This is a genomic window from Anabaena sp. PCC 7108 (assembly GCF_000332135.1).
In the GTDB taxonomy this organism is placed as follows: Bacteria; Cyanobacteriota; Cyanobacteriia; order Cyanobacteriales; family Nostocaceae; genus Anabaena.
Genome location: NZ_KB235896.1, coordinates 2,965,747 through 2,984,766, shown reverse-complemented (window position 1 = coordinate 2,984,766; position 19,020 = coordinate 2,965,747). Strand labels below are relative to the sequence as shown.

Annotated in this window: 21 protein-coding genes and 1 pseudogene; 10 read left to right on the top strand and 12 right to left on the bottom strand. The window is 38.4% G+C overall.

Annotated features, from left to right (window positions below; translation table 11 throughout):
- Positions 1–38 precede the first annotated feature (38 nt).
- Together ureC and ANA7108_RS0114095 are read right to left on the bottom strand one after the other, a co-directional pair.
- The gene (ureC, locus tag ANA7108_RS0114100; protein WP_016951440.1) at positions 39–1,766 is read right to left on the bottom strand and encodes an urease subunit alpha; all 1,728 of its coding nucleotides are present in this window, start codon (positions 1,764–1,766) and stop codon (positions 39–41) included.
- 64 nt (positions 1,767–1,830) lie between these two features.
- Complete coding sequence (locus ANA7108_RS0114095) at positions 1,831–2,136, bottom strand: urease subunit beta (protein ID WP_016951439.1); 306 nt, start codon at positions 2,134–2,136, stop codon at positions 1,831–1,833.
- A gap of 409 nt (positions 2,137–2,545) precedes the next feature.
- On the opposite strand from ANA7108_RS0114095, the gene ANA7108_RS0114090 reads away from it, so the two are divergent.
- The 4 genes and pseudogenes from ANA7108_RS0114090 to ANA7108_RS0114080 all read left to right on the top strand — a co-directional run bounded on the left by ANA7108_RS0114090 (position 2,546) and on the right by ANA7108_RS0114080 (position 4,106).
- Positions 2,546–2,728: a CsbD family protein gene (locus ANA7108_RS0114090; RefSeq protein WP_016951438.1), complete on the top strand. Its 183-nt coding sequence runs from the start codon at positions 2,546–2,548 to the stop codon at positions 2,726–2,728.
- Positions 2,729–2,991: 263 nt separating this feature from the next.
- Positions 2,992–3,156, top strand: a pseudogene (locus tag ANA7108_RS31395) (CsbD family protein); the annotation flags it as partial.
- Entirely contained in the window at positions 3,133–3,336 is a 204-nt protein-coding gene (locus ANA7108_RS30700) for a CsbD family protein (RefSeq protein WP_042491051.1), read from the top strand. The pseudogene ANA7108_RS31395 and the gene ANA7108_RS30700, both read left to right, overlap by 24 nt.
- 137 nt (positions 3,337–3,473) lie before the next feature.
- Positions 3,474–4,106: a hypothetical protein gene (locus ANA7108_RS0114080; RefSeq protein ID WP_016951436.1), complete on the top strand. Its 633-nt coding sequence runs from the start codon at positions 3,474–3,476 to the stop codon at positions 4,104–4,106.
- A 47-nt stretch (positions 4,107–4,153) separates the two neighbouring features.
- On the opposite strand, the gene ureA is transcribed toward ANA7108_RS0114080, so the two are convergent.
- The 6 genes from ureA to ANA7108_RS0114050 form a co-directional block, all read right to left on the bottom strand.
- Positions 4,154–4,456 carry an urease subunit gamma gene (gene ureA / locus ANA7108_RS0114075; RefSeq protein WP_016951435.1) on the bottom strand — a complete coding sequence of 101 codons (303 nt, stop codon included), beginning with the start codon at positions 4,454–4,456 and terminating at the stop codon, positions 4,154–4,156.
- A 30-nt stretch (positions 4,457–4,486) separates the two neighbouring features.
- Entirely contained in the window at positions 4,487–5,326 is an 840-nt protein-coding gene (locus tag ANA7108_RS0114070; protein ID WP_016951434.1) for an urease accessory protein UreD, read from the bottom strand.
- Between the two features lie 116 nt (positions 5,327–5,442).
- Positions 5,443–6,201, bottom strand: coding sequence for a DUF4351 domain-containing protein (locus ANA7108_RS0114065; protein ID WP_016951433.1), 759 nt, complete (start codon positions 6,199–6,201; stop codon positions 5,443–5,445).
- Between the two features lie 117 nt (positions 6,202–6,318).
- Complete coding sequence (locus ANA7108_RS0114060; RefSeq protein ID WP_016951432.1) at positions 6,319–7,602, bottom strand: hypothetical protein; 1,284 nt, start codon at positions 7,600–7,602, stop codon at positions 6,319–6,321.
- Positions 7,595–8,533, bottom strand: a complete 939-nt coding sequence (locus ANA7108_RS0114055; RefSeq protein ID WP_016951431.1) for a radical SAM protein — start codon at positions 8,531–8,533, stop codon at positions 7,595–7,597. Before ANA7108_RS0114055 ends, ANA7108_RS0114060 begins: the two co-directional genes overlap by 8 nt.
- Before the next feature lie 233 nt (positions 8,534–8,766).
- The gene (locus ANA7108_RS0114050; protein WP_016951430.1) at positions 8,767–9,057 is read right to left on the bottom strand and encodes a hypothetical protein; all 291 of its coding nucleotides are present in this window, start codon (positions 9,055–9,057) and stop codon (positions 8,767–8,769) included.
- Positions 9,058–9,236: 179 nt separating this feature from the next.
- Between ANA7108_RS0114050 and ANA7108_RS28880 the strand changes: the two genes are divergently transcribed.
- Both ANA7108_RS28880 and ANA7108_RS0114040 read left to right on the top strand, forming a co-directional pair.
- The gene (locus ANA7108_RS28880) at positions 9,237–9,686 is read left to right on the top strand and encodes a hypothetical protein (RefSeq protein ID WP_026104185.1); all 450 of its coding nucleotides are present in this window, start codon (positions 9,237–9,239) and stop codon (positions 9,684–9,686) included.
- A 19-nt stretch (positions 9,687–9,705) separates the two neighbouring features.
- Positions 9,706–10,227 carry a hypothetical protein gene (locus ANA7108_RS0114040; protein WP_016951428.1) on the top strand — a complete coding sequence of 174 codons (522 nt, stop codon included), beginning with the start codon at positions 9,706–9,708 and terminating at the stop codon, positions 10,225–10,227.
- A 116-nt stretch (positions 10,228–10,343) separates the two neighbouring features.
- Here ANA7108_RS0114040 and groL read toward each other — a convergent pair whose 3' ends face one another.
- Both groL and groES read right to left on the bottom strand, forming a co-directional pair.
- Positions 10,344–11,981, bottom strand: coding sequence for a chaperonin GroEL (groL, locus tag ANA7108_RS0114035; RefSeq protein WP_016951427.1), 1,638 nt, complete (start codon positions 11,979–11,981; stop codon positions 10,344–10,346).
- 128 nt (positions 11,982–12,109) lie between these two features.
- Positions 12,110–12,421: a co-chaperone GroES gene (gene groES, locus ANA7108_RS0114030; protein WP_016951426.1), complete on the bottom strand. Its 312-nt coding sequence runs from the start codon at positions 12,419–12,421 to the stop codon at positions 12,110–12,112.
- A 535-nt stretch (positions 12,422–12,956) separates the two neighbouring features.
- Here groES and ANA7108_RS30695 point away from each other — a divergent pair.
- Positions 12,957–13,133, top strand: coding sequence for a hypothetical protein (locus ANA7108_RS30695; RefSeq protein ID WP_016951425.1), 177 nt, complete (start codon positions 12,957–12,959; stop codon positions 13,131–13,133).
- Positions 13,134–13,462: 329 nt separating this feature from the next.
- On the top strand, positions 13,463–14,140 hold the full coding sequence (locus ANA7108_RS0114020; protein ID WP_016951424.1) for a response regulator transcription factor: 678 nt from the start codon (positions 13,463–13,465) through the stop codon (positions 14,138–14,140).
- 609 nt (positions 14,141–14,749) lie between these two features.
- Here the strand turns inward: ANA7108_RS0114020 and asnS are convergent.
- Positions 14,750–16,141: an asparagine--tRNA ligase gene (gene asnS, locus ANA7108_RS0114015; RefSeq protein WP_016951423.1), complete on the bottom strand. Its 1,392-nt coding sequence runs from the start codon at positions 16,139–16,141 to the stop codon at positions 14,750–14,752.
- Positions 16,142–16,235: 94 nt separating this feature from the next.
- Positions 16,236–16,604 (bottom strand): hypothetical protein, encoded by a 369-nt coding sequence (locus ANA7108_RS0114010; protein ID WP_016951422.1) that lies wholly within the window; start codon positions 16,602–16,604, stop codon positions 16,236–16,238.
- Between the two features lie 106 nt (positions 16,605–16,710).
- Between ANA7108_RS0114010 and ANA7108_RS0114005 the strand changes: the two genes are divergently transcribed.
- Positions 16,711–16,989: a DUF6439 family protein gene (locus ANA7108_RS0114005; protein ID WP_016951421.1), complete on the top strand. Its 279-nt coding sequence runs from the start codon at positions 16,711–16,713 to the stop codon at positions 16,987–16,989.
- 315 nt (positions 16,990–17,304) lie between these two features.
- Positions 17,305–18,690 carry an aldehyde dehydrogenase family protein gene (locus tag ANA7108_RS0114000; RefSeq protein WP_016951420.1) on the top strand — a complete coding sequence of 462 codons (1,386 nt, stop codon included), beginning with the start codon at positions 17,305–17,307 and terminating at the stop codon, positions 18,688–18,690.
- Positions 18,691–19,020: the final 330 nt, after the last annotated feature.

Genomic DNA, 19,020 nt, shown 5'->3' with positions numbered 1-19,020 from the left:
CAAGGACTATCGTAATCAGTAGATTGTTCAGTCATAATCTAAAACAAAAAGTATCTTTGTGCCATTGGTAAAACTGTCGCAGGTTCACAAGTTAATAATTCACCATCTGCACGAACTTCGTATGTTTCAGGATCTACTTCAATATGAGGTAAGGCATCATTTAATTTCAGATCCTGCTTAGTTAATTGACGTGTTCCTGAAACTGAAACTGCTGATTTTTGCAAACCTAACATTTGGGGAATTTCTCTTTCTAAACCTGCTTGAGAAACAAATGTTAATGATGTGGCATTCCTCGCACCTGCAAAACTGCCAAACATAGGACGGGAATGTACTGGTTGCGGTGTAGGAATACTAGCATTAGCATCACCCATTTGCGCCCAAGCAATCATTCCCCCTTTAATCACAATTTCTGGTTTCACTCCAAAAAATGCCGGTTTCCACAAACATAAATCTGCTAATTTTCCCGCTTCTACTGACCCCACATATTCAGAAATTCCATGTGTAATCGCCGGATTAATTGTGTACTTAGCAATATATCTTTTCGCCCGGAAATTGTCTGACCTCTCCCCTAACCCCTCTCCTACAAGGCGAGGGGAGAGTGTTCCGCGCTGTACTTTCATTTTGTGTGATGTCTGCCAAGTACGAATTATTACCTCACCGACACGTCCCATGGCTTGGGAATCGGAAGCAATCATACTAAACGCCCCTAAATCGTGGAGAATATCCTCAGCAGCGATGGTTTCTCGACGAATACGCGACTCCGCAAAAGCGACATCTTCGGGAATTGCGGGATCAAGGTGATGACATACCATTAACATATCCAGATGTTCATCTAGGGTGTTGAGGGTGTAAGGACGGGTGGGGTTGGTGGAAGATGGTAAAACGTTGCTTTGTCCACAGACTTTGATGATATCGGGTGCGTGTCCTCCTCCTGCGCCTTCGGTGTGGTAGGTGTGAATGGCACGATGTTTAAAAGCCGCAATAGTATCTTCGACAAATCCGGCTTCATTGAGGGTGTCAGTGTGAATTGCTACTTGTACGTCATATTCATCAGCAACGGTGAGACAGGTGTCAATGGTTGCGGGAGTAGTTCCCCAGTCTTCATGGAGTTTTAACCCCATTGCACCGGCTTGAACTTGTTCTACTAGTCCTTGGGGTTGACTGGTGTTACCTTTGCCTAAAAAGCCGATATTGACGGGAAAAGCGTCGGCTGCTTGCAGCATTCGGTAGATATTCCAGGGTCCAGGAGTGCAGGTGGTGGCGTTTGTGCCTGTGGCGGGGCCTGTTCCTCCTCCTATCATTGTAGTGATTCCAGATGCGATCGCTACTTCAATCTGTTGGGGACAAATAAAATGAATATGTGAATCTATTCCTCCCGCAGTGAGAATCATTCCTTCCCCTGCTAAGGCTTCGGTTCCGGGTCCAATAATAATATCTATATTGTCTTGAATATAGGGATTTCCGGCTTTACCAATTTTGTGAATTTTGCCGTCTTTGATGCCAATATCTGCTTTCACGATTCCCCACCAATCGAAAATTAAGGCGTTGGTAATTACTAAGTCTACTGCACCGTCGGCGTTGGATATGGGGGATTGTCCCATTCCGTCTCTGATGACTTTTCCGCCACCAAATTTTACTTCGTCTCCATAAGTGGTGAAGTCTTGTTCTACTTCTATAAATAGTTCTGTGTCTGCTAATCTGATTTTGTCTCCTACTGTTGGTCCGTAGGTTTCAGAGTAGGCTTGGCGGTTCATTTTATAATTCATATCAAATCCTTTTTTTAACGCAGAGGGACGCTGAGGTTAGCGCGGAGGTACGCTGAGGGTTTTTTTAGAGGTTTCCGTTGATTTTGTTGTTGAATCCGTAGATTTGGCGTGTACCGACGAGGGGGATGAGGGTGATTTCTTTTTCGTCTCCTGGTTCAAATCTGACGGCTGTTCCGGCGGGTATATTTAATCTCATTCCTCGTGCTTTTTCTCTGTCGAAGTGTAAGGCTGTGTTGACTTCATAAAAATGGAAATGTGAACCAATTTGAATTGGTCTGTCTCCTGTATTTGCTACTATTAATTTGGTAGTTGGACGACCTGCATTTAATTCAATTTTGCCTGGTTGGGTGATTATTTCTCCGGGAATCATCATCTGATTTTTCCTAATTTAAAGGTTTTCTAAAAATTCTACAAACGGTCTGAAAGCTTGAGGACATAATTCTGTTATATCTTGATATTTAGAACTCGCCGATGTGTTTGCAGCATTTATACTTCCTTATCTATTATACAATCTTGCTGCATAGCAGCTTAACTATGTCTTTAGGTATAAAAATAAACCGATTATTAGTGTTAAGCTATAAAAATAATCACCCAGTACTGAAACAAAGTAATTTGTTAAGTCACCTCTAGCAATGGGCTGCACCGTATAATTCCTGCGATGTGGAAAACGCTTAAGTCCTTTTTTGGATTAGAGGTGAAGAGTGGCGTTATTATCGTCGTTCATAGCAGTAATGTGATTTTAAATTCATTTGATCTGGAAAATTCATACGGAGATGATTATGAGCTTAGAAAATCGGATTAAAGCAACTGCCAAAAATATTGAAGGCAAAGTTCAAGAAGTTGTAGGCAATGTTACGGGAGATCCCGAAGATCAAGCTGAAGGTCAGGCCAAACAAGTCGAAGCAAGTGGTATTCACGTTGTTGAAAATGTGAAAGATCAAGTCAAAAAAATTATTGACTAAGAGTGTTATTTTTCTGGAAAGTATAAATAGCCATCAAACTATCTATACTTTCTAGTTTGGCGCTTTTAGTTAATAGTCAAATCAATGCCTTAAAAATAAAAGTTTTGGAATTTAGAATGATTTTACTTCAACAAGCTCGTAAATTATTGCTAACTATTAGTCTAGTTTTATTAGTCTCAACTTCTATAGGATTGGGTTTAGTTTCTGGAGATAGTTTGGCTGTAACTTCACTCACTGATTTAAACAGTCAAACCCATATTCAAATAGCAATGATGGATAGAGCAAAGGCAGTCTCTAAAAATATTGAAGGCAAAGCTCAAGAGTCATTCGGCAATGTTACAGGCGATCTGAAAGACCAAGTTGTAGGCAAAGCTAAACAAGCAGAAAGCCAAGTTCGTAACACCATGGAAGATGTGAAAAGCAATGTTAATTTATCAGGAAGAGCAAAGGCAGTCTCTAAGAATATTGAAGGCAAAACTCAAGCAGCAGCCGGCAATATTACAGGTGATCTGAAAGACCAAGTTGTAGGCAAAGCTAAACAAGCAGAAAGCCAAGTTCGTAACACAGTGGAAGATGTGAAAGCTAAGGTTCAAGATATCTTCAATTAAGAAATATCAAACATCGGGTTTACATCAAAATAGCGAAATTCAAAAGCCGTTCAGTCATTGCTAAATTTGACTGAACGGAGGCTTATTTTTTAAATTTGTTAGTGTCCTAATTTCACCAATTATTTCTTGTAGCAACTATGACTAATCTCAACAATCCTAATCCTAATAATCGTGACGATAATGTCAGGAATGATAAATCTGGGTCTTATGATCACGGTTACTCTGATGGTCGTGTCTCAGGAACAAACCTTAAGAACGAAGCCCTAGAAGCACGCGATCAAAATAATACCGCTAGTGGACTGATAATTGGTATCGGTATTACTGGTTTGCTGACAATAGGTGGACTTGCTTACTACTTTTGGGGGCGGCCAGCTACCAACTCGGTAATTGTTGTACCTGCTCCCTCTCAACAGCCAGCTAAACAGACAACTATCATCGAAAAGACGAATACTGTTGAGCGTGTTCCCGTACCAGCAACTGTTCCTACTCCTGCTCAACAAAGTGCGCCTAATGTCAACGTTAAAGTTGACGTTCCCCAGCCACAAGCACCTAAACAAGAGAAGACAGATGTGAAGGTGATTGCTCCTAATAATCAACAGCCTGCTCCTGCTCAACAGAACACGACGATTAACGTAGCTCCTGCTGAATCTTCCACCAAGACTCCAACATCGACCTCTACCCCAGATAAGTCGAGTTCAAAGACGGAGACATCTCCTAATACGCCTAAGGCGAATTCAGATGCTGGTACGACAACTGATAAAAACCCATAGCAAAACAAGTCTTGATCTTCTCTTTATCCTATCTTAATGGTTTTTCATTAACGAATCGGATTATGTACAGTAACTAACTTTGTCCCATCAGGAAAAGTGGCTTCTACCTGCACATCATGAATCATTTCTGGAATACCTTCCATGACATCATCTCGTGTTAATAAAGTTGTCCCATAACTCATTAATTCTGCCACCGTTTGTCCATCTCTCGCACCTTCCAAAATAGCAGCAGAAATAAAAGCAACTGCTTCAGGATAATTCAATTTCAAACCTCTATTTCTTCTTCTTTCCGCGACTAAAGCAGCCGTGAAAATTAATAATTTATCCTTCTCTTGCGGTGTAAGTTGCATTCTTCTCTCCTCTGCGCCTCTGCGGTTCGTTCAAATCTGCCACACTCTGGGAATACAATTACCACGATTTAGCAAAGATACTCGTAACATTTGCCAAACATTTGTAAACCAACTTCTCACTTCAGATGTAGAATTACCACGATATCGACACAAAAATCCATTTTGCAGACGACTCACACCAGTTAAATTATTTTGAGTAACTAAAGAACGTGCTTTTTCAATAATTTCTGTGGAAACGGGACTTCCTACCCAAACCAGACTACCAACCACAGGATATCCCCCTAAACCGTGGGGACTGTGAAAAACTGCTTCGCTACCGGGCAAAATTTGCCTATCAATCCATTGCGGAATACCATTTTGCCAGATTTCGGTGTGCGATCGCATTTCTCCTTCTAAAAACTTTTCTCCCCTCGCACTCCTTCCTAACCGTGTAATTTCCCAGCCGATAAAGCTAGAATTGGTATCTAATTTTACTTTTAAATCCTGCCGATAAACAGCACCGTTGAATAAAATCGTCTCTTGAGGTAAATATTCTAAACAAGCATTAGCATCTATTTCAACTTCTACAGTTTGTCTTGCTGGTAAGCCGTTACTGCGATATACCTTACCTGCTGCGGCTGTGGTGATTAATGCTTGGGAATTTTTTTCGAGGTGAATTTCCGAAGACAAGCGATCGCTCCCCACAATGCCCCCAGCAGTGTGTAAAATAACGCTATGGCAAACTTCTTGTCCTTCTGGGTAAAAGGGGCGTTGTACCTTAAATGGCGCTTGATGGTGATTGTAAATTAACTGGGTGGAATCTTGGCGTTTAGCATAAACTAAGTTAAGTTTTCCATGCCAATTTTTGTCTATTGGACTGTTAGCAATCATTGATAAATGGATAAAGTTTGTCTGATTCTAACTTTATCATTGAAAATATATAGATTATTAAATAATTAGAGACGTTATATACAACATCTCTAAAAAATGCTCCTGCAAAAACTTGATTAATTACTCACTTTTGTGTTTAACCAAGTTACTAAATCACCAACTTCCGAAAAATCAAATAATGCTTCTCCCAAATCTTCTAAATCGTCAGCAGATAAATCTCTAATTTTTGTCATTAATGAATCATTAACATCACCAAAACGTTTTTTTATTTGACGATTAATCATTTTCAATGCTTCTTTTTGAACGATATCTTGATAAATTACTGACTCTTTCATAATGTCCTCCCGTAGAAATTGACGAACCAAATCTTTTTCAAACCGCAAACCTGCAAGAACTTCTACACAACCAGCGATATTTTGTTGCTGTTCCCTATTTGGAAGTGTAGCGAGTTTTTCAGCTACTTGGGATAATAAACTTTGCGGTGAGTCAGTTCGGGTTAAAATTGCTAAAGGTAACAATGCTGAATTACCTAAAAATATTGTTGAATCTTGCTCCCAAAGACGCACAATCTCAAATTTGTGAATAGTGGTATGATCTCGATATTCTTCAGTAAAAGCTACTTCGTTATCAGTTTCTTGCAAGAATATTAACACCTGAGTTACAGGACATTTATATTGACGCTTTAACCTGACAGAATAATCAAGCATTCGGAAATTCAGGGGAGTTTTAGATTTGGGTAAAGTCTGAAATTCAATATGCAGAATTTGGTTAGCTGTTTGCAGAAACGTTACAGAATCAGCACGAATAGGTTCAAGTGTTAATTCTGTTTTCAATACTTTAATTTGTGGCGATTCTACCCCCAGCAACCAACGCACGAAATCAGCAGGATATTGTTAAGCTAAATATTTACAAGCGTTGTCGTAACTCAAATCTTTCTCCTTTACTAATCATTTTGGTGATATCTTAGAAGAATTTATTTAACATTAAATTCTCTATTTCTTGGCTAAGATTACATAATCATCCAAAGTATAGTTTGACTCATATTTCTGTCTAAAATACTTTTTTATCATAGGACTCATGTGAATTTGTTTAGGTAGTTTATCTCTAGCAAATTTAGCAAATTCAGCAGCAGATAAAGATATTCTTGAAGTAGTTGACGTGAGATATCTATACGAAACTAATTCTAATCCAAGTTCTGATACAAATTCGTATACTAAATTTTTTTCTTGGTTTTTATCTTCAAGTTTCTGCCTATTATATATTTTAAATAACTTTTTATCTTGCACAATTATTATTACATATCCTTGATGATTTAAACCTTGAGCAAATATTTGTTTATATATATTAATCGCTTCCTGCTGTTTAACTGTATCGTTAAAAAAACAATGGGAAATAACTATAAAATCAAAAAAGTTTTTGGGAATATTGCTAGATTTGACATCCCATGAAAAAATGTCAGAAGTAACAAAGCGAAAATAAGTATTTATGGGAGTAATACGCGATTCAATATATCTTCTCCAAAACTGAAGTCCTCGATACTGGAAAGAGTCTTGTTTTTCTAAAGAATAGTAAGATACGTGCATTTGGGGAATCTCAAAGAAGCCGCTAAAACTTTGGAGAAATAAAGCTAATCCATAAGCACTTGTTCCCGGACCTGCTGCGATATCAAGAATATTAAATTTAGTTGGAAGTAACCCATCTTGGTAAATAAGAAACCAGGCTAAATATAGACAATATACATTTTCTAAAAAATATTTCATAAAATAGACATGAGGAGTCAGACTAAAGCGATAATCTGGATCTTGTCCAATTTTCAAGCTATTAATATCCTCAACAGCATCTTCTAACTTAATCGCTAATTGTTTGTCAGAAATCTTACTAAATTCTTCTTGAAGATATTCAACTAGTCTAGCTTCAAAATCATCAAATATACACGAATTAATTCCTGTTGCTTGTAGTTTATATTCATCATGCTCGACTAATTTAAAAGCTTGATATATATATTTAATAAATTCTGCATTTGGATTTAATAAAAGATTAGATTTTGATTCTTTTGCTTCTGTCAGTTGTTTTCTTAAATTTTCAACATCTCGTTTATTTTCTTGAAAAGTACGTTCAAGTTGTAGCTTATCCCTAAATAATTTTTCTAACCAAGAAAAATTTGCACCTGATTTCTTAATCTCCTGCAAAATTTGTACAGCAGTGCGGATATCACCACGCTGTAAGGCTGATTTAAATTGCTGACTTCTCCACCAATTAATAATAAAATTACTCATAACCAAACCCGTCTTTTCCTTCTTTAATTTCTACGCCTGGAAGCTGAGAGACTAACTTTTTTTGAAATCTTTGATAACTTAATTGTTCATAATTATACCACCAAGAATATTTTTGTTTAATTTCTTCAGCTTCTTGACGAGTTCCTGCGACAAGAGAACGATTATTGTTGGGGTGAAAATCTTGAATTACCACTCTATCTGCAATAGCTAATTTCTTAATAAACGCATCCTCATCAATTGCTAAAGTTGGTAATAGCGGTGTAATTGTAATAGAAAGTTTAGGAATAAAGCCTTTAAAAGCATCAATACTTTGTCTGATTTTAGTAATAGCATTTAGTCTGGCTTTAATACTAGGAGAACGTGGCTCAAAATCTCTTCTCACAGCTTCGCTACCAGTCGGAATGCTCATATTAATTCGTAGACGTTGAAACCTTTGTAAATAATCAATATCTCTAGTAATAATAGGACTACGAGTTTGAATTACCAAAGTTGGAGTTCGATAACCGTTATCTCTGACATCAAGCATTATCTCTAATAACCTGCGAGTTAATTGATGTTTAGACTCCAAAGGTTGATAAGGATCTGTTACACTACTCATGTAAATACTAGGAGGTTGATTGGGATTTTTCTTATACCATTTTTCTAATTCTTTTTCTAAAACTTCCGCCGCATTTTCTTTAAAAATTACCCATTTACCCCAATCTTGACGCATCTTAGTATTAGGGCTAAATGCAGCAGCATAGCAATAACTACATCCATATTGACAACCCCGATAAGGATTGAGGGTAAAATCATAAGCAGCAATAAACCCAGACGCTTTTGTTAGCAGTGATTTAGCATTTTGGGCGTAAACATTGGTATCTCCAAATTTTTCACACACAAATTTTGTAGGAGTTTCTTCGCCATAACCTTCATACCGTGGTTTCACCATATTTATTAATTTGAATAATCCAATGATAATTTCACCTTCCAGGCGCTGAAGGGTGAAAATATCTATAAGTTCCAGTTAAATATAGTTATTACAAATAAACAAACGTATATTTACGTAGGTTAAGCAAAATAATTCAAACTATAAGCCATTATTAATTTTTGGATATATTTATACATTTCCTAATTCTGTTTTAGCGAGGCTGAAACAATATTAGTATCTAATAAATAACCCATTTAACCTCGTTTTACAGATTCATCAAAAATTTTCATTTGCTCTGGAGTTAAATCATTGAGCATTCCTGAAACTAAATGTAAAGATAAAATTCTTTTAATCCGTTTAGTTAATTCTTCTTCAGAGATACTATTAACATCAGGAACAGTGACAGGATCAAAAGTACAATGAATATTTTCGATCATTGCCTGTTTATCTAAATTTTCCTGATAAAGAGGATTATTGTCAATTAAGCTTTTGACAATTTCGGGTAATTTTTGATAATTAGATTGATGATTAATAATTTGAGTCATGGTTAAACCTCCTCAAAATAATATCGTTTTTGGATAAGCTAAATCCTATTGTAGCAGTTATGATTTCCCTGAAAAAGTAGGAATCAACAAAAACTTAGTTTTAGGATCGGTAAATTGGTGAAAAATCCCTGAAACGACATGATAATATTCATTTTGTCCAAATATAGTAATATTAGTTAATGGTAAAACTCTACTATCGGGGCATGACAGACGAAAATGGTAAGCCCAAAATTGGTCGAAGTGCCAGACAATTAGGAGTTAGACTGGGTACTGATATAAATGTTGAGCAAATGCCCGTAGATAATCTAGATGAAAATGGCTATTTGTTACCAAAGTTAGATCGTGAAGTTCGAGGAGAACTGGTTGCTGTTGCACTCAGGGAGGAGAAAAAGGGAATGTCCGTTTCCTTGTCTATTGAAGGTTTACCAGCACCTCGTAAACCTGCTAAATTTGGTGGATATGGAAAAGATCCCTTGTGGCAAATTGATGACAGTAACATCACTGGAGATTTACAAGCTGTTCAGGATAGCCCAACCCACGTTAGCATTTCGCCAAGAGTTACAATGTTATTAGAAAGGTACGAATTAGCCTTGGCAAACACCCAAGATTATTGGGAAAGAATTGATTAGAACTAAATAGGAGGTAGGTATGGCGTGGATATTTAGTTTATCAGCAGAATGTGGCTCTGATGAAAACAATGCTAAGGAATTTGCTCAATATTTTACGGCGGAACCATGTATGTTCTCTAACCCATGGCCATATTGTGCAGACACTTTTCAAGATAGTGAAAAAAATTGGTGGTGTCGGGTTTACCTAAATCATCTTAGTAAAGTGGGAATAAACAACCCTGAAAGTGCTTTCTCAATGACAAATTTAGGTCTAACACTATATAGAAATCTACTGTCTTCTCCTCCATTTCGTTATGCTTTAGTTGGTGTAGAAGTTGATGAATTTAGAACCTATAGTGAACTGATTGAAGATTTGCCTAATTTATCTATTCCAGGATTAGTTTTATCTACAGCACTTGCAGAAGAAGTAGAAATATTACCAGGTTTCCAGCCATTTAGTTCTAGCTATGTTTGGCAACCCTACAAGGGAGAAATCTATAATCCATTAATGACATCTCCCGACTTAAAACGGAAACTAGATGAACTTTTGGCTTTGAGTTGAATTTAAACAAAATCTTCCCTCTGCGTCCTCTGCGCCTCTGCGGTTCGATTTCCATAAAAAAAACAGCCGCCTCCACAAGGGAAGCAGCCGTTTTCAAATTAGTGGATTATAGAGAATTAGTAATCGTAATCTCCGCCACCCATACCAGCGCCAGCAGCAGGAGCGCCATCCTTAGGCTCAGGCTTGTCAACTACGATACATTCGGTTGTCAACACCATTCCGGCGATAGAAGCCGCATTTTGCAGCGCAGAACGAGTTACTTTAGCAGGATCAACAATTCCAGCAGCCAACATATCAACGAATTCGTTGGTAGCAGCGTTGAAACCTACATTGAATTCCTTCTCTTTCACACGTTCAGCAATGACAGCGCCATTCTGACCGGCGTTTTCTGCAATTCTCTTTAGAGGTGCAGGTAAAGCGCGAGAGACAATCAAAGCACCAGTCAACTCTTCATCCTTGAGATTAGCCTTAGCCCACTCTTCCAATTGGGGAGCGAGGTGAGCTAGGGTTGTACCACCACCAGGGACGATACCTTCTTCTACAGCAGCTTTGGTAGCGTTGATAGCATCTTCCAAGCGCAGCTTCTTGTCCTTCATTTCGGTTTCGGTAGCTGCACCAACTTTCACAACAGCTACACCACCAGACAATTTAGCCAAACGCTCTTGTAGTTTTTCTTTGTCGTAGGAAGATTCGGTTTCTTCCATCTGACGACGGATTTGTTCGCAACGAGCCTTAACTGGAGCTTCGTTACCTTCAGCCACAATTGTGGTGCTGTCTTTGGTGATGGTGATGCGGCGAGCTTTACCCAGGCTATCTAGCTTGGTGGTATCCAGCTTCAAACCAGCATCTTCGGTGATGAGTAGACCACCAGTCAAGACGGCAATATCTTCTAGCATAGCCTTACGGCGATCGCCAAAACCAGGAGCCTTAACAGCTGCAACGTTGAGTACACCGCGCAAACGGTTAACTACCAAAGTTGCTAAAGCTTCTTTTTCGATATCTTCGGCGATAATTACCAAAGGACGACCAGAACGAGCTACTTGCTCAAGTACAGGTACTAAGTCTTGGACTAAAGCAATCTTCTTGTCGGTTAACAAGATGTAAGGCTCATCGAAGACTGTTTCCATCCGCTCTGCATCAGTAGCGAAGTAAGGAGAGATATAGCCTTTGTCAAAGCGCATCCCTTCGGTGATTTCCAATTCGGTGGTCATAGACTTCCCTTCTTCTAGGGAAATTACGCCTTCCTTACCAACCTTATCCATAGCTTGAGCAATCATGCTGCCGACTTCTTCGTCGTTACCAGCAGAAATTGCCGCAACTTGGGCGATCGCTTTAGAATCTTCTACAGGACGAGCGTGTTCAGCAATTTTTTCCACTAAAAACGCGGATGCTTTATCAATACCGCGCTTCAATAAAATTGCATTAGCACCAGCTGCAACGTTCCGCAAGCCTTCTTTAACAATAGCGTGAGCCAAAACGGTAGCTGTGGTTGTACCATCACCCGCAGCGTCATTAGTTTTAGAAGCAGCTTGACGAATTAGAGCTACACCTGTGTTTTCGATGTGGTCTTCTAATTCAATTTCTTTAGCGATGGTGACACCATCATTAACGATTTGTGGTGCGCCAAATTTCTTCTCTAGAACTACGTTGCGACCTTTAGGACCAAGGGTTACAGCAACAGCCTCAGCTAAGATATCAATACCGCGTTCTAGAGCGCGACGGGCGTTTTCGTTGTAAATAATGCGCTTTGCCATATAAGTCTAAATCCAGGTAAAGGTAATAACTTAAAATTTGTCTTGAATGTGGTGATTGGTAATTGGTAATTGTTCATAGGGGAAAACTCTTTCCCAGTCTCCAATACCTCATACCCCTCATCACCTTTTTAGATCACGACTGCTAGAATATCCTTCTCAGAAAGCAGTACATATTCTTCAGTGCCGAGCTTGATGTCAGTGCCTGCATACTTGGAGTAAAGCACCTTATCGCCGATTTTAATTTCCATTTCCTGACGGTTGCCGTCGTCATTACGCTTGCCAGGACCAAGGGCTACTACTTCCCCTACCTGGGGCTTTTCCTTAGCGGTGTCTGGCAAATACAGACCACCTGCGGTCTTTTCTTCAGCGGCGGTCACTTTCACGAAAACGCGATCGCCCAAAGGTTGAACTGTAGAAACGCTTAGAGATACAGCTGCCATAAAAATTTTTCTTGCCTTATTAGCACTCTCGACTCCTGAGTGCTAATTTACCGAAGTGCAGCATCTAATGGCAATAATTCCAGGTGTACGGGTTCCCGAACTATGAAATCGCGGCTGTACTTAAGTATTTATACTTAATTAATATAGTTGTCAGGTTTTGTTGCGTAGGTAATGAATATTTTTATATGGACAACTTTATTTGCAAAGCTGGCAAATTGTTATAGAACTGTAATCAGGGAGCCGCTCAATGAGTAACATTGTCGTCCAATCCTCAAAACTACTAAAGCCGTGGAACTTCAAAGCTCAAATCATTGTTGGGACAATCTAGAACTGGCAAATATTCACCGACAAGGTTGCTTTTTTCCCTGAGCAGAGGTTGCTCACTCCTGGTCAAAACAAGCTAGTCTGGTATTCGGAGAATGCTTGAAACCACCACTCAAGGAGCTACATCTCAACCAACTGCTTTCGTCGTCATCCCATTTGCATCTTCAGAACTAAAGCCAACTGCTTGCGTGTTTGTTGTTCTAGGCAGATAATGGTAGTTTACCCAGATGGGGTCTGGTATAGCCAAACGAAACCGGAAGTCATTGAGCGGATCATCCAAGAACACTTAATCGGCATAATGGTGGTGGTTGAAGGATATGCATTTTTGACCCATCCTTTGCCAGAAACTTATCCCGTTTCTCGTAAACCTCTAAATATAGAGGCTTAACATCCAAAGGAGATACTAGGGCAGCAGTAAGCGAATGAAAGTGCGGGTTAGTTTTGAGCTAGGATCATCTTCAGTCGGTACTGAAGATGTCAACCAAAAGGATTTTGATTTTATCAATCTTTTTTAGCCCCCTCCTTTCAAAGCGATATATAATAGCGCATTATAAATACCGTTGCTCTCCGTATGCTTACTGGAATTTTGCCATTGAACCATCAGTTTCTTAAAAGTGACCGTCACTTTTTAAACTTCGAGGCAGCAAGGGCAGGTTAAGTGGGAAAAAAAACAGCATCTCAATAATCCACCATAAAGGATAACTATTCAAGACCTTGATGGATCGAAGCGCGACAAGTGCCACTGCTATGAAAGAGCCCAGCATGAAAGATCACAAACGACTTCTATTGATTGACGATGACCCTAACCTCATCTTGCTGGTGAAGGATTACTTGGAATTCCGGGGATACGAAGTCATCACAGCCGAAAATGGACGAGAAGCTCTGGATATTTTAGAACATGAAGTTCCAGACATGATTATCTGTGATGTGATGATGCCGGAAATGGACGGATATACTTTCGTTGAACAAGTCCGGCAAAGCGAACGTACTAGTTGGATACCTGTTCTTTTCCTCTCTGCTAAAGGACAAAGTGCAGACCGAGTTAAAGGTCTGAACAAAGGTGCTGATGTATACATGGTCAAACCTTTTGAACCAGAAGAACTCGTAGCACAAGTAGAATCCTCACTGAAGCAAACTATCCGTTGGAAAGAACACCAGACAAAGGGAGGGGAAAATGGTTCCCGTATCCAAGTTCCCTTTGATGTGCAGTTAACCCCAACCGAACTGAAAGTAGTCCAGTTTGTAGCCAGAGGTTTAGCTAACCGGGAAATTGCTGAAGAATTAAATGTCAGTCAGCGTACCGTTGAAAGCCATGTATCCAATATGTTGGGTAAAACTAATCTCCACAACCGCACCGAACTAGCGCGTTGGGCGATTGAAAATCAAATGGCTTAAACCCACTGCTGATTTGGTGAAATTCTAAAGTTCTGAGTTTTGAGTTACAGTGTCCTAACTCAAAACTCAAAACTAGATTTTTCTTTTGCATTCAGCCTGAAAGCTAATAAATTATGAATTGTGAAGCTAAACTTGGATTTTCTAAATTCAAACTTCATAATTCATATTTTATGATACAGTCCTTAACTCCTATCCTCCAACCCGGATATCACCTAAAAATATCACTACATCACCCCACGCAAACTTCCTATTTCCGTAACAACAAAGGGAAAATAACTGGTGGAGACTTGATAAGTTAAGACAAAACAGAGAATTTATTAAAAGTCGCTTGTATGAAAATAAACGAATAAATAATTACATTCACAGCACTATGAATACAGTTAGGTTAAAAATAACCTGTAAATAACCGGACTTGATGTAATACCAAGTAAATGGTTAATTTTAGCAAATTACCCTGGAGACAGAAAATTTACAGGGCTGTTTTCCTCTAATTCTCAATATTCTTCTGGGTTGATATAGATTTGAGGAGAAACAACCATATTAAAAGCCTCACAACTATTTTCAACCGGAGTAGGTTGGGTTGAAGAACGAAACCCAACATTTCATACTCTAAAACTCGGCGCTTTGTGGTGTACGTGGGAACGGAATTACATCCCGAATATTCCCCATACCTGTCATAAATTGCACCAATCTTTCAAACCCCAAACCGAAACCAGCATGGGGAACAGTACCATAACGACGCAAATCTAAATACCACCACAAATCTTCTGGGTTCATACCTTGGGCTAATACCCGTTTTTCTAACACATCTAACCTTTCTTCCCGTTGAGAACCGCCAATTATTTCGCCTATTTTCGGTGCGAGAATATCCATAGCGCGGACGGTTTTTTCATCGTCACTTAACCGCATATAGAAGGCTTTGATTTGGGCGGGATAATCTGTAACAATCACAGGCTTTTTAAACAGTTGTTCTGCTAAATAGCGTTCATGTTCTGATTGCAAATCTGCACCCCAACTCACAGGATAATCAAATTTAACATCAGCCTTTTCTAAAAGTTTGACTGCTTCTGTATAAGTCAATCGTTCAAATTGATTATTAATAATGTTATTTGCGGTTTCTAAGACAGTTTTATCAATGCGTTCATTGAAAAATTCCATGTCTTCTGGACAAGTTTCCATAACATATTTAAAGATAAATTTAAGAAACTCTTCCGCTAAATCCATATCACCTTCTAAATCACAAAAAGCCATTTCTGGTTCAACCATCCAAAATTCGGCTAAGTGACGAGAAGTATTAGAATTTTCCGCCCGGAATGTGGGACCAAAGGTGTAGACGTTGGTAAAAGCCATTGCCATAATTTCGGCTTCTAATTGTCCACTTACTGTTAAATAAGCTGGTTTACTAAAGAAGTCTTGGCTATAATCAATTTCTTGATTTTCGGTTCTGGGGACATTCTTTAAATTCAAGTTGGTAACGCTAAATAATTCCCCCGCACCTTCGCAATCACTAGCAGTAATAATGGGAGTATGTACCCATAAAAATCCTTTTTCTTGGAAGAATTGGTGAATAGCTGCTGAACAAGCATTTCTCACCCGAAATACAGCACCAAAGGAGTTGGTTCGAGAACGCAAATGTGCAATGGTGCGTAGAAACTCAAAGGAATGACGTTTCTTTTGCAGAGGATAGGTATCGGGATCAGCATCTCCGTAGACTTTAACGCTATCAGCTTTTAATTCTATGCGCTGTCCTTTTCCTTGGGAAGCGACAAGTACACCTGTTATTTCTACAGAAGCACCAGTATTGATTTGTTTTAAGATTCCTTCGTAGTCTGGTAAATCTTGATTAATGACAATTTGCAAGTTACCTAAGGATGAACCATCGTTAACTTCTAAAAAAGCAAAACCTTTTAACTCGCGTTTTGTTCTAACCCAACCTTGAACTAATAAAGACTCTTCAGGTTGACCATTTTTTAATATTTCTGCAATTCGACGATTTACCATTTTATACAATTTGTATTTTGTAAATGTGTATAGTCTTTATTTTAAGGAAAATTAACAATTAAGCAAATTCAAAATTTAACATCTCAAATCAGGGCTATCCAACCCAGGATTTTAATAACCAACCGATCATAACTCCCATTCCCCCAAAGCGAACTGCTTGCCAAAAAGGTCTTTTCAGACTAGTCCAAGAAAACAATTGACTTTCTAAATTTATTTCTAAGGCTTCCAATTGTTGTTGAATGCGTTTTAACTCCTTTTTGATTCCTGGATGCTGATGCCTATTTTGCTTGAGATTTTTTAGTTCTTGTTGCCATTGTGCCTTTTGTTCTTGATCTCTTTGCACTTGAGCATACCGTTCTTTCAATAATAAGAGCGAATTTTCCACTTCTTCCAGTTCTTGTGCAAAATCCGGTTCGGGATTTTCCTCTGGTGACGGTTGAGTTGATTGTTTAGGCGGCTTCATCGACAAACTAGTAAACTAGGATAATTAATCAATAGTCATTGGTCATTAGTCAAAATTCTGAACTAAAAACTTTTGACTTAGCACTTAGCACTCAGCACTTAGTCTTATGTCTCAAACCAGTCAACTGAATGAAATTAGCACCTTAGAACTGGCACAAGCCCTCATGGAAAGACTAAGTATCTCTCCTGATGATTGGCATCGTCTCAAGTCTAACCGCAATTCCCGCGCTAGTGAACAGGTAGCCGCAGCGATGGTGTTTCTGGTCAAAAACCAGTCACAAGAGGCTCAAGCAAGATTAGAACAGGCTATTGGTTGGCTAGATAAGTCTATTTCTGCCCCTCCCTGTCCTACTCATGGACATAATCGTGAAGCAATAAGAGAATAACTCCCATATTAGCAATACCTACGCCAAAATAAGGACTTACAAAATTTTGGCAATGGTATTCTATTAGTTTAGTTGATTTGTAGACTACTTATTAAGTTTTGCCAATTATTATGTAAATTTTCATAAAAAAAGCAGACTTCCTTGATTCAGAAAGCTGCTTAATTTTATTGCTAGATTTTTGGGGTTGTTCTTGGTTTTCTTTACATCCCCTGAACGGTTACCAGATATAGGACTTTTACAATAGGTCTATTCTGCTAGTGGGAAGAAATTAACCAATGAAAAATTCCCAATTTCAATTATTTAGGAGATAAAAAAATGGTTGCTACTGAAATATTCAAAGTTACTGAGATTCTCAATAAACAACGAATTTTTTTTAAAACTGGTCAAACTAAAAATGTTGCTTTTCGGATTGCACAACTCAAAATTCTCAAGCAAGCAATTATTGAAAATAAACAAGCAATAATTCAAGCATTAACGGCAGATTTGCGTAAACCAGAATTTGAGACTTATGCCTCAGAAATTGGTGTCATCAAAGAAGTTGACTATGGGATCAAAAATATTACTAATTGGACTAAACCTAAAAAAGCAGAAATTCCCTTAGAATTATTGCCTTATTCAGCTAAAATTCAGCCAGAACCTCTAGGAGTGGTTCTAATTATTGGACCTTGGAACTATCCCTTTCAGTTAATTATCTCACCTTTGGTCGGTGCGATCGCATCTGGTAATTGTGCAATTATCAAACCTTCAGAAATCGCTCCTCATACTTCACAATTTTTAGCGGAAATGATTGGTAAATATTTTGAAAAAAATTATATTGCTGTTATAGAAGGAGGTGTAGAAATCAGCCAACAGTTACTAGCAGAAAAATTTGACCACATCTTCTTTACTGGTGGTACAGCCGTGGGAAAAATTGTTATGACAGCAGCGGCTAAGAATCTGACCCCAGTCACCTTAGAATTAGGCGGTAAAAGTCCTTGTATCGTAGATACAGAGATGAATATTGAACATACTATCAAACGGATTATTTGGGGCAAATTTATTAACGCTGGACAAACTTGTATTGCCCCTGATTATCTATTAGTAGACCAAAGAATAAAACAAGATTTGTTGAGTGGTCTGCAAAAATGCCTCAAAGAATTTTATGGTGATAATCCAGCAAATAGCCCTAATTATGCCAGAATTATTCACCAAAAACAATTTGCAAGATTGGTAAATTTTCTCAAATGTGGTGAAATTATTGTTGGTGGAGAAACTGATCCTGAACAACTTTATATTGCGCCCACAATCATTGATCATGTTTCTTTAGAAGATTCAGTTATGCAGGAGGAAATTTTTGGTCCGATTCTGCCGATAATTGCATATACAGATATTGATGAAGCGATAGATTTAATTAACTCTCGACCAAAACCCTTAGCTTTATACTTGTTTTCTCAAAACCAAAACTTGCAAAAACGAGTTTTACAGGAAACTTCATCTGGTGGTGTATGTATCAACGATACAGTTATGCAATTTGGGATTTCATCTTTACCATTTGGTGGCGTAGGTGATAGTGGTATTGGCAGTTATCACGGTAAAGCTAGTTTTGACACCTTTTCCCATTATAAAAGTGTTTTGAGAAACTCATTTTGGCTGGATTTAAATTGGCGATATGCTCCCTACAAGGGCAAATTACTACTACTGAAGCTAATTCTTGGGATTTAAAATAGATTGGCTATACTCAAAAAGGCTTAATCATTTGATTCTATAGCTAGGGTTCAGAGGGAACAGGAAGCAACTTTTAACAGAAAAAACTCATGTTTAAAAACATGAAATTGAAATAATGACACTGTTTTTTTCGTGTCACTCTCCTTGTAAAAACATCCTTTTTTTTGACTGAGCTTTAAACTCTTAAACTTTAGTTTTTTATTTGTTCCCTGTTCCCTGTTCCCTATTCCCTGTTCCCTGTTCCCTTCTTTTGTAAAGCATGAGCTAAACCCCTACACATCGAGGTTTTTCGTAATCTGGCAAAAGTCCATGTCCCCAACGTGTTTA

What these genes read in the sequence shown, in the direction of transcription:
- ureC (WP_016951440.1), bottom strand. Translation starts at nt 1,766, where the DNA reads ATGAATTATAAAATGAACCGCCAAGCCTACTCTGAAACCTACGGACCA.
- ANA7108_RS0114095 (WP_016951439.1), bottom strand. Translation starts at nt 2,136, where the DNA reads ATGATTCCCGGAGAAATAATCACCCAACCAGGCAAAATTGAATTAAAT.
- ANA7108_RS0114090 (WP_016951438.1), top strand. Translation starts at nt 2,546, where the DNA reads ATGAGCTTAGAAAATCGGATTAAAGCAACTGCCAAAAATATTGAAGGC.
- ANA7108_RS30700 (WP_042491051.1), top strand. Translation starts at nt 3,133, where the DNA reads ATGGAAGATGTGAAAAGCAATGTTAATTTATCAGGAAGAGCAAAGGCA.
- ANA7108_RS0114080 (WP_016951436.1), top strand. Translation starts at nt 3,474, where the DNA reads ATGACTAATCTCAACAATCCTAATCCTAATAATCGTGACGATAATGTC.
- ureA (WP_016951435.1), bottom strand. Translation starts at nt 4,456, where the DNA reads ATGCAACTTACACCGCAAGAGAAGGATAAATTATTAATTTTCACGGCT.
- ANA7108_RS0114070 (WP_016951434.1), bottom strand. Translation starts at nt 5,326, where the DNA reads ATGATTGCTAACAGTCCAATAGACAAAAATTGGCATGGAAAACTTAAC.
- ANA7108_RS0114060 (WP_016951432.1), bottom strand. Translation starts at nt 7,602, where the DNA reads ATGAGTAATTTTATTATTAATTGGTGGAGAAGTCAGCAATTTAAATCA.
- ANA7108_RS0114055 (WP_016951431.1), bottom strand. Translation starts at nt 8,533, where the DNA reads ATGGTGAAACCACGGTATGAAGGTTATGGCGAAGAAACTCCTACAAAA.
- ANA7108_RS0114050 (WP_016951430.1), bottom strand. Translation starts at nt 9,057, where the DNA reads ATGACTCAAATTATTAATCATCAATCTAATTATCAAAAATTACCCGAA.
- ANA7108_RS28880 (WP_026104185.1), top strand. Translation starts at nt 9,237, where the DNA reads ATGGTAAAACTCTACTATCGGGGCATGACAGACGAAAATGGTAAGCCC.
- ANA7108_RS0114040 (WP_016951428.1), top strand. Translation starts at nt 9,706, where the DNA reads ATGGCGTGGATATTTAGTTTATCAGCAGAATGTGGCTCTGATGAAAAC.
- groL (WP_016951427.1), bottom strand. Translation starts at nt 11,981, where the DNA reads ATGGCAAAGCGCATTATTTACAACGAAAACGCCCGTCGCGCTCTAGAA.
- groES (WP_016951426.1), bottom strand. Translation starts at nt 12,421, where the DNA reads ATGGCAGCTGTATCTCTAAGCGTTTCTACAGTTCAACCTTTGGGCGAT.
- ANA7108_RS30695 (WP_016951425.1), top strand. Translation starts at nt 12,957, where the DNA reads ATGGTAGTTTACCCAGATGGGGTCTGGTATAGCCAAACGAAACCGGAA.
- ANA7108_RS0114020 (WP_016951424.1), top strand. Translation starts at nt 13,463, where the DNA reads ATGGATCGAAGCGCGACAAGTGCCACTGCTATGAAAGAGCCCAGCATG.
- asnS (WP_016951423.1), bottom strand. Translation starts at nt 16,141, where the DNA reads ATGGTAAATCGTCGAATTGCAGAAATATTAAAAAATGGTCAACCTGAA.
- ANA7108_RS0114010 (WP_016951422.1), bottom strand. Translation starts at nt 16,604, where the DNA reads ATGAAGCCGCCTAAACAATCAACTCAACCGTCACCAGAGGAAAATCCC.
- ANA7108_RS0114005 (WP_016951421.1), top strand. Translation starts at nt 16,711, where the DNA reads ATGTCTCAAACCAGTCAACTGAATGAAATTAGCACCTTAGAACTGGCA.
- ANA7108_RS0114000 (WP_016951420.1), top strand. Translation starts at nt 17,305, where the DNA reads ATGGTTGCTACTGAAATATTCAAAGTTACTGAGATTCTCAATAAACAA.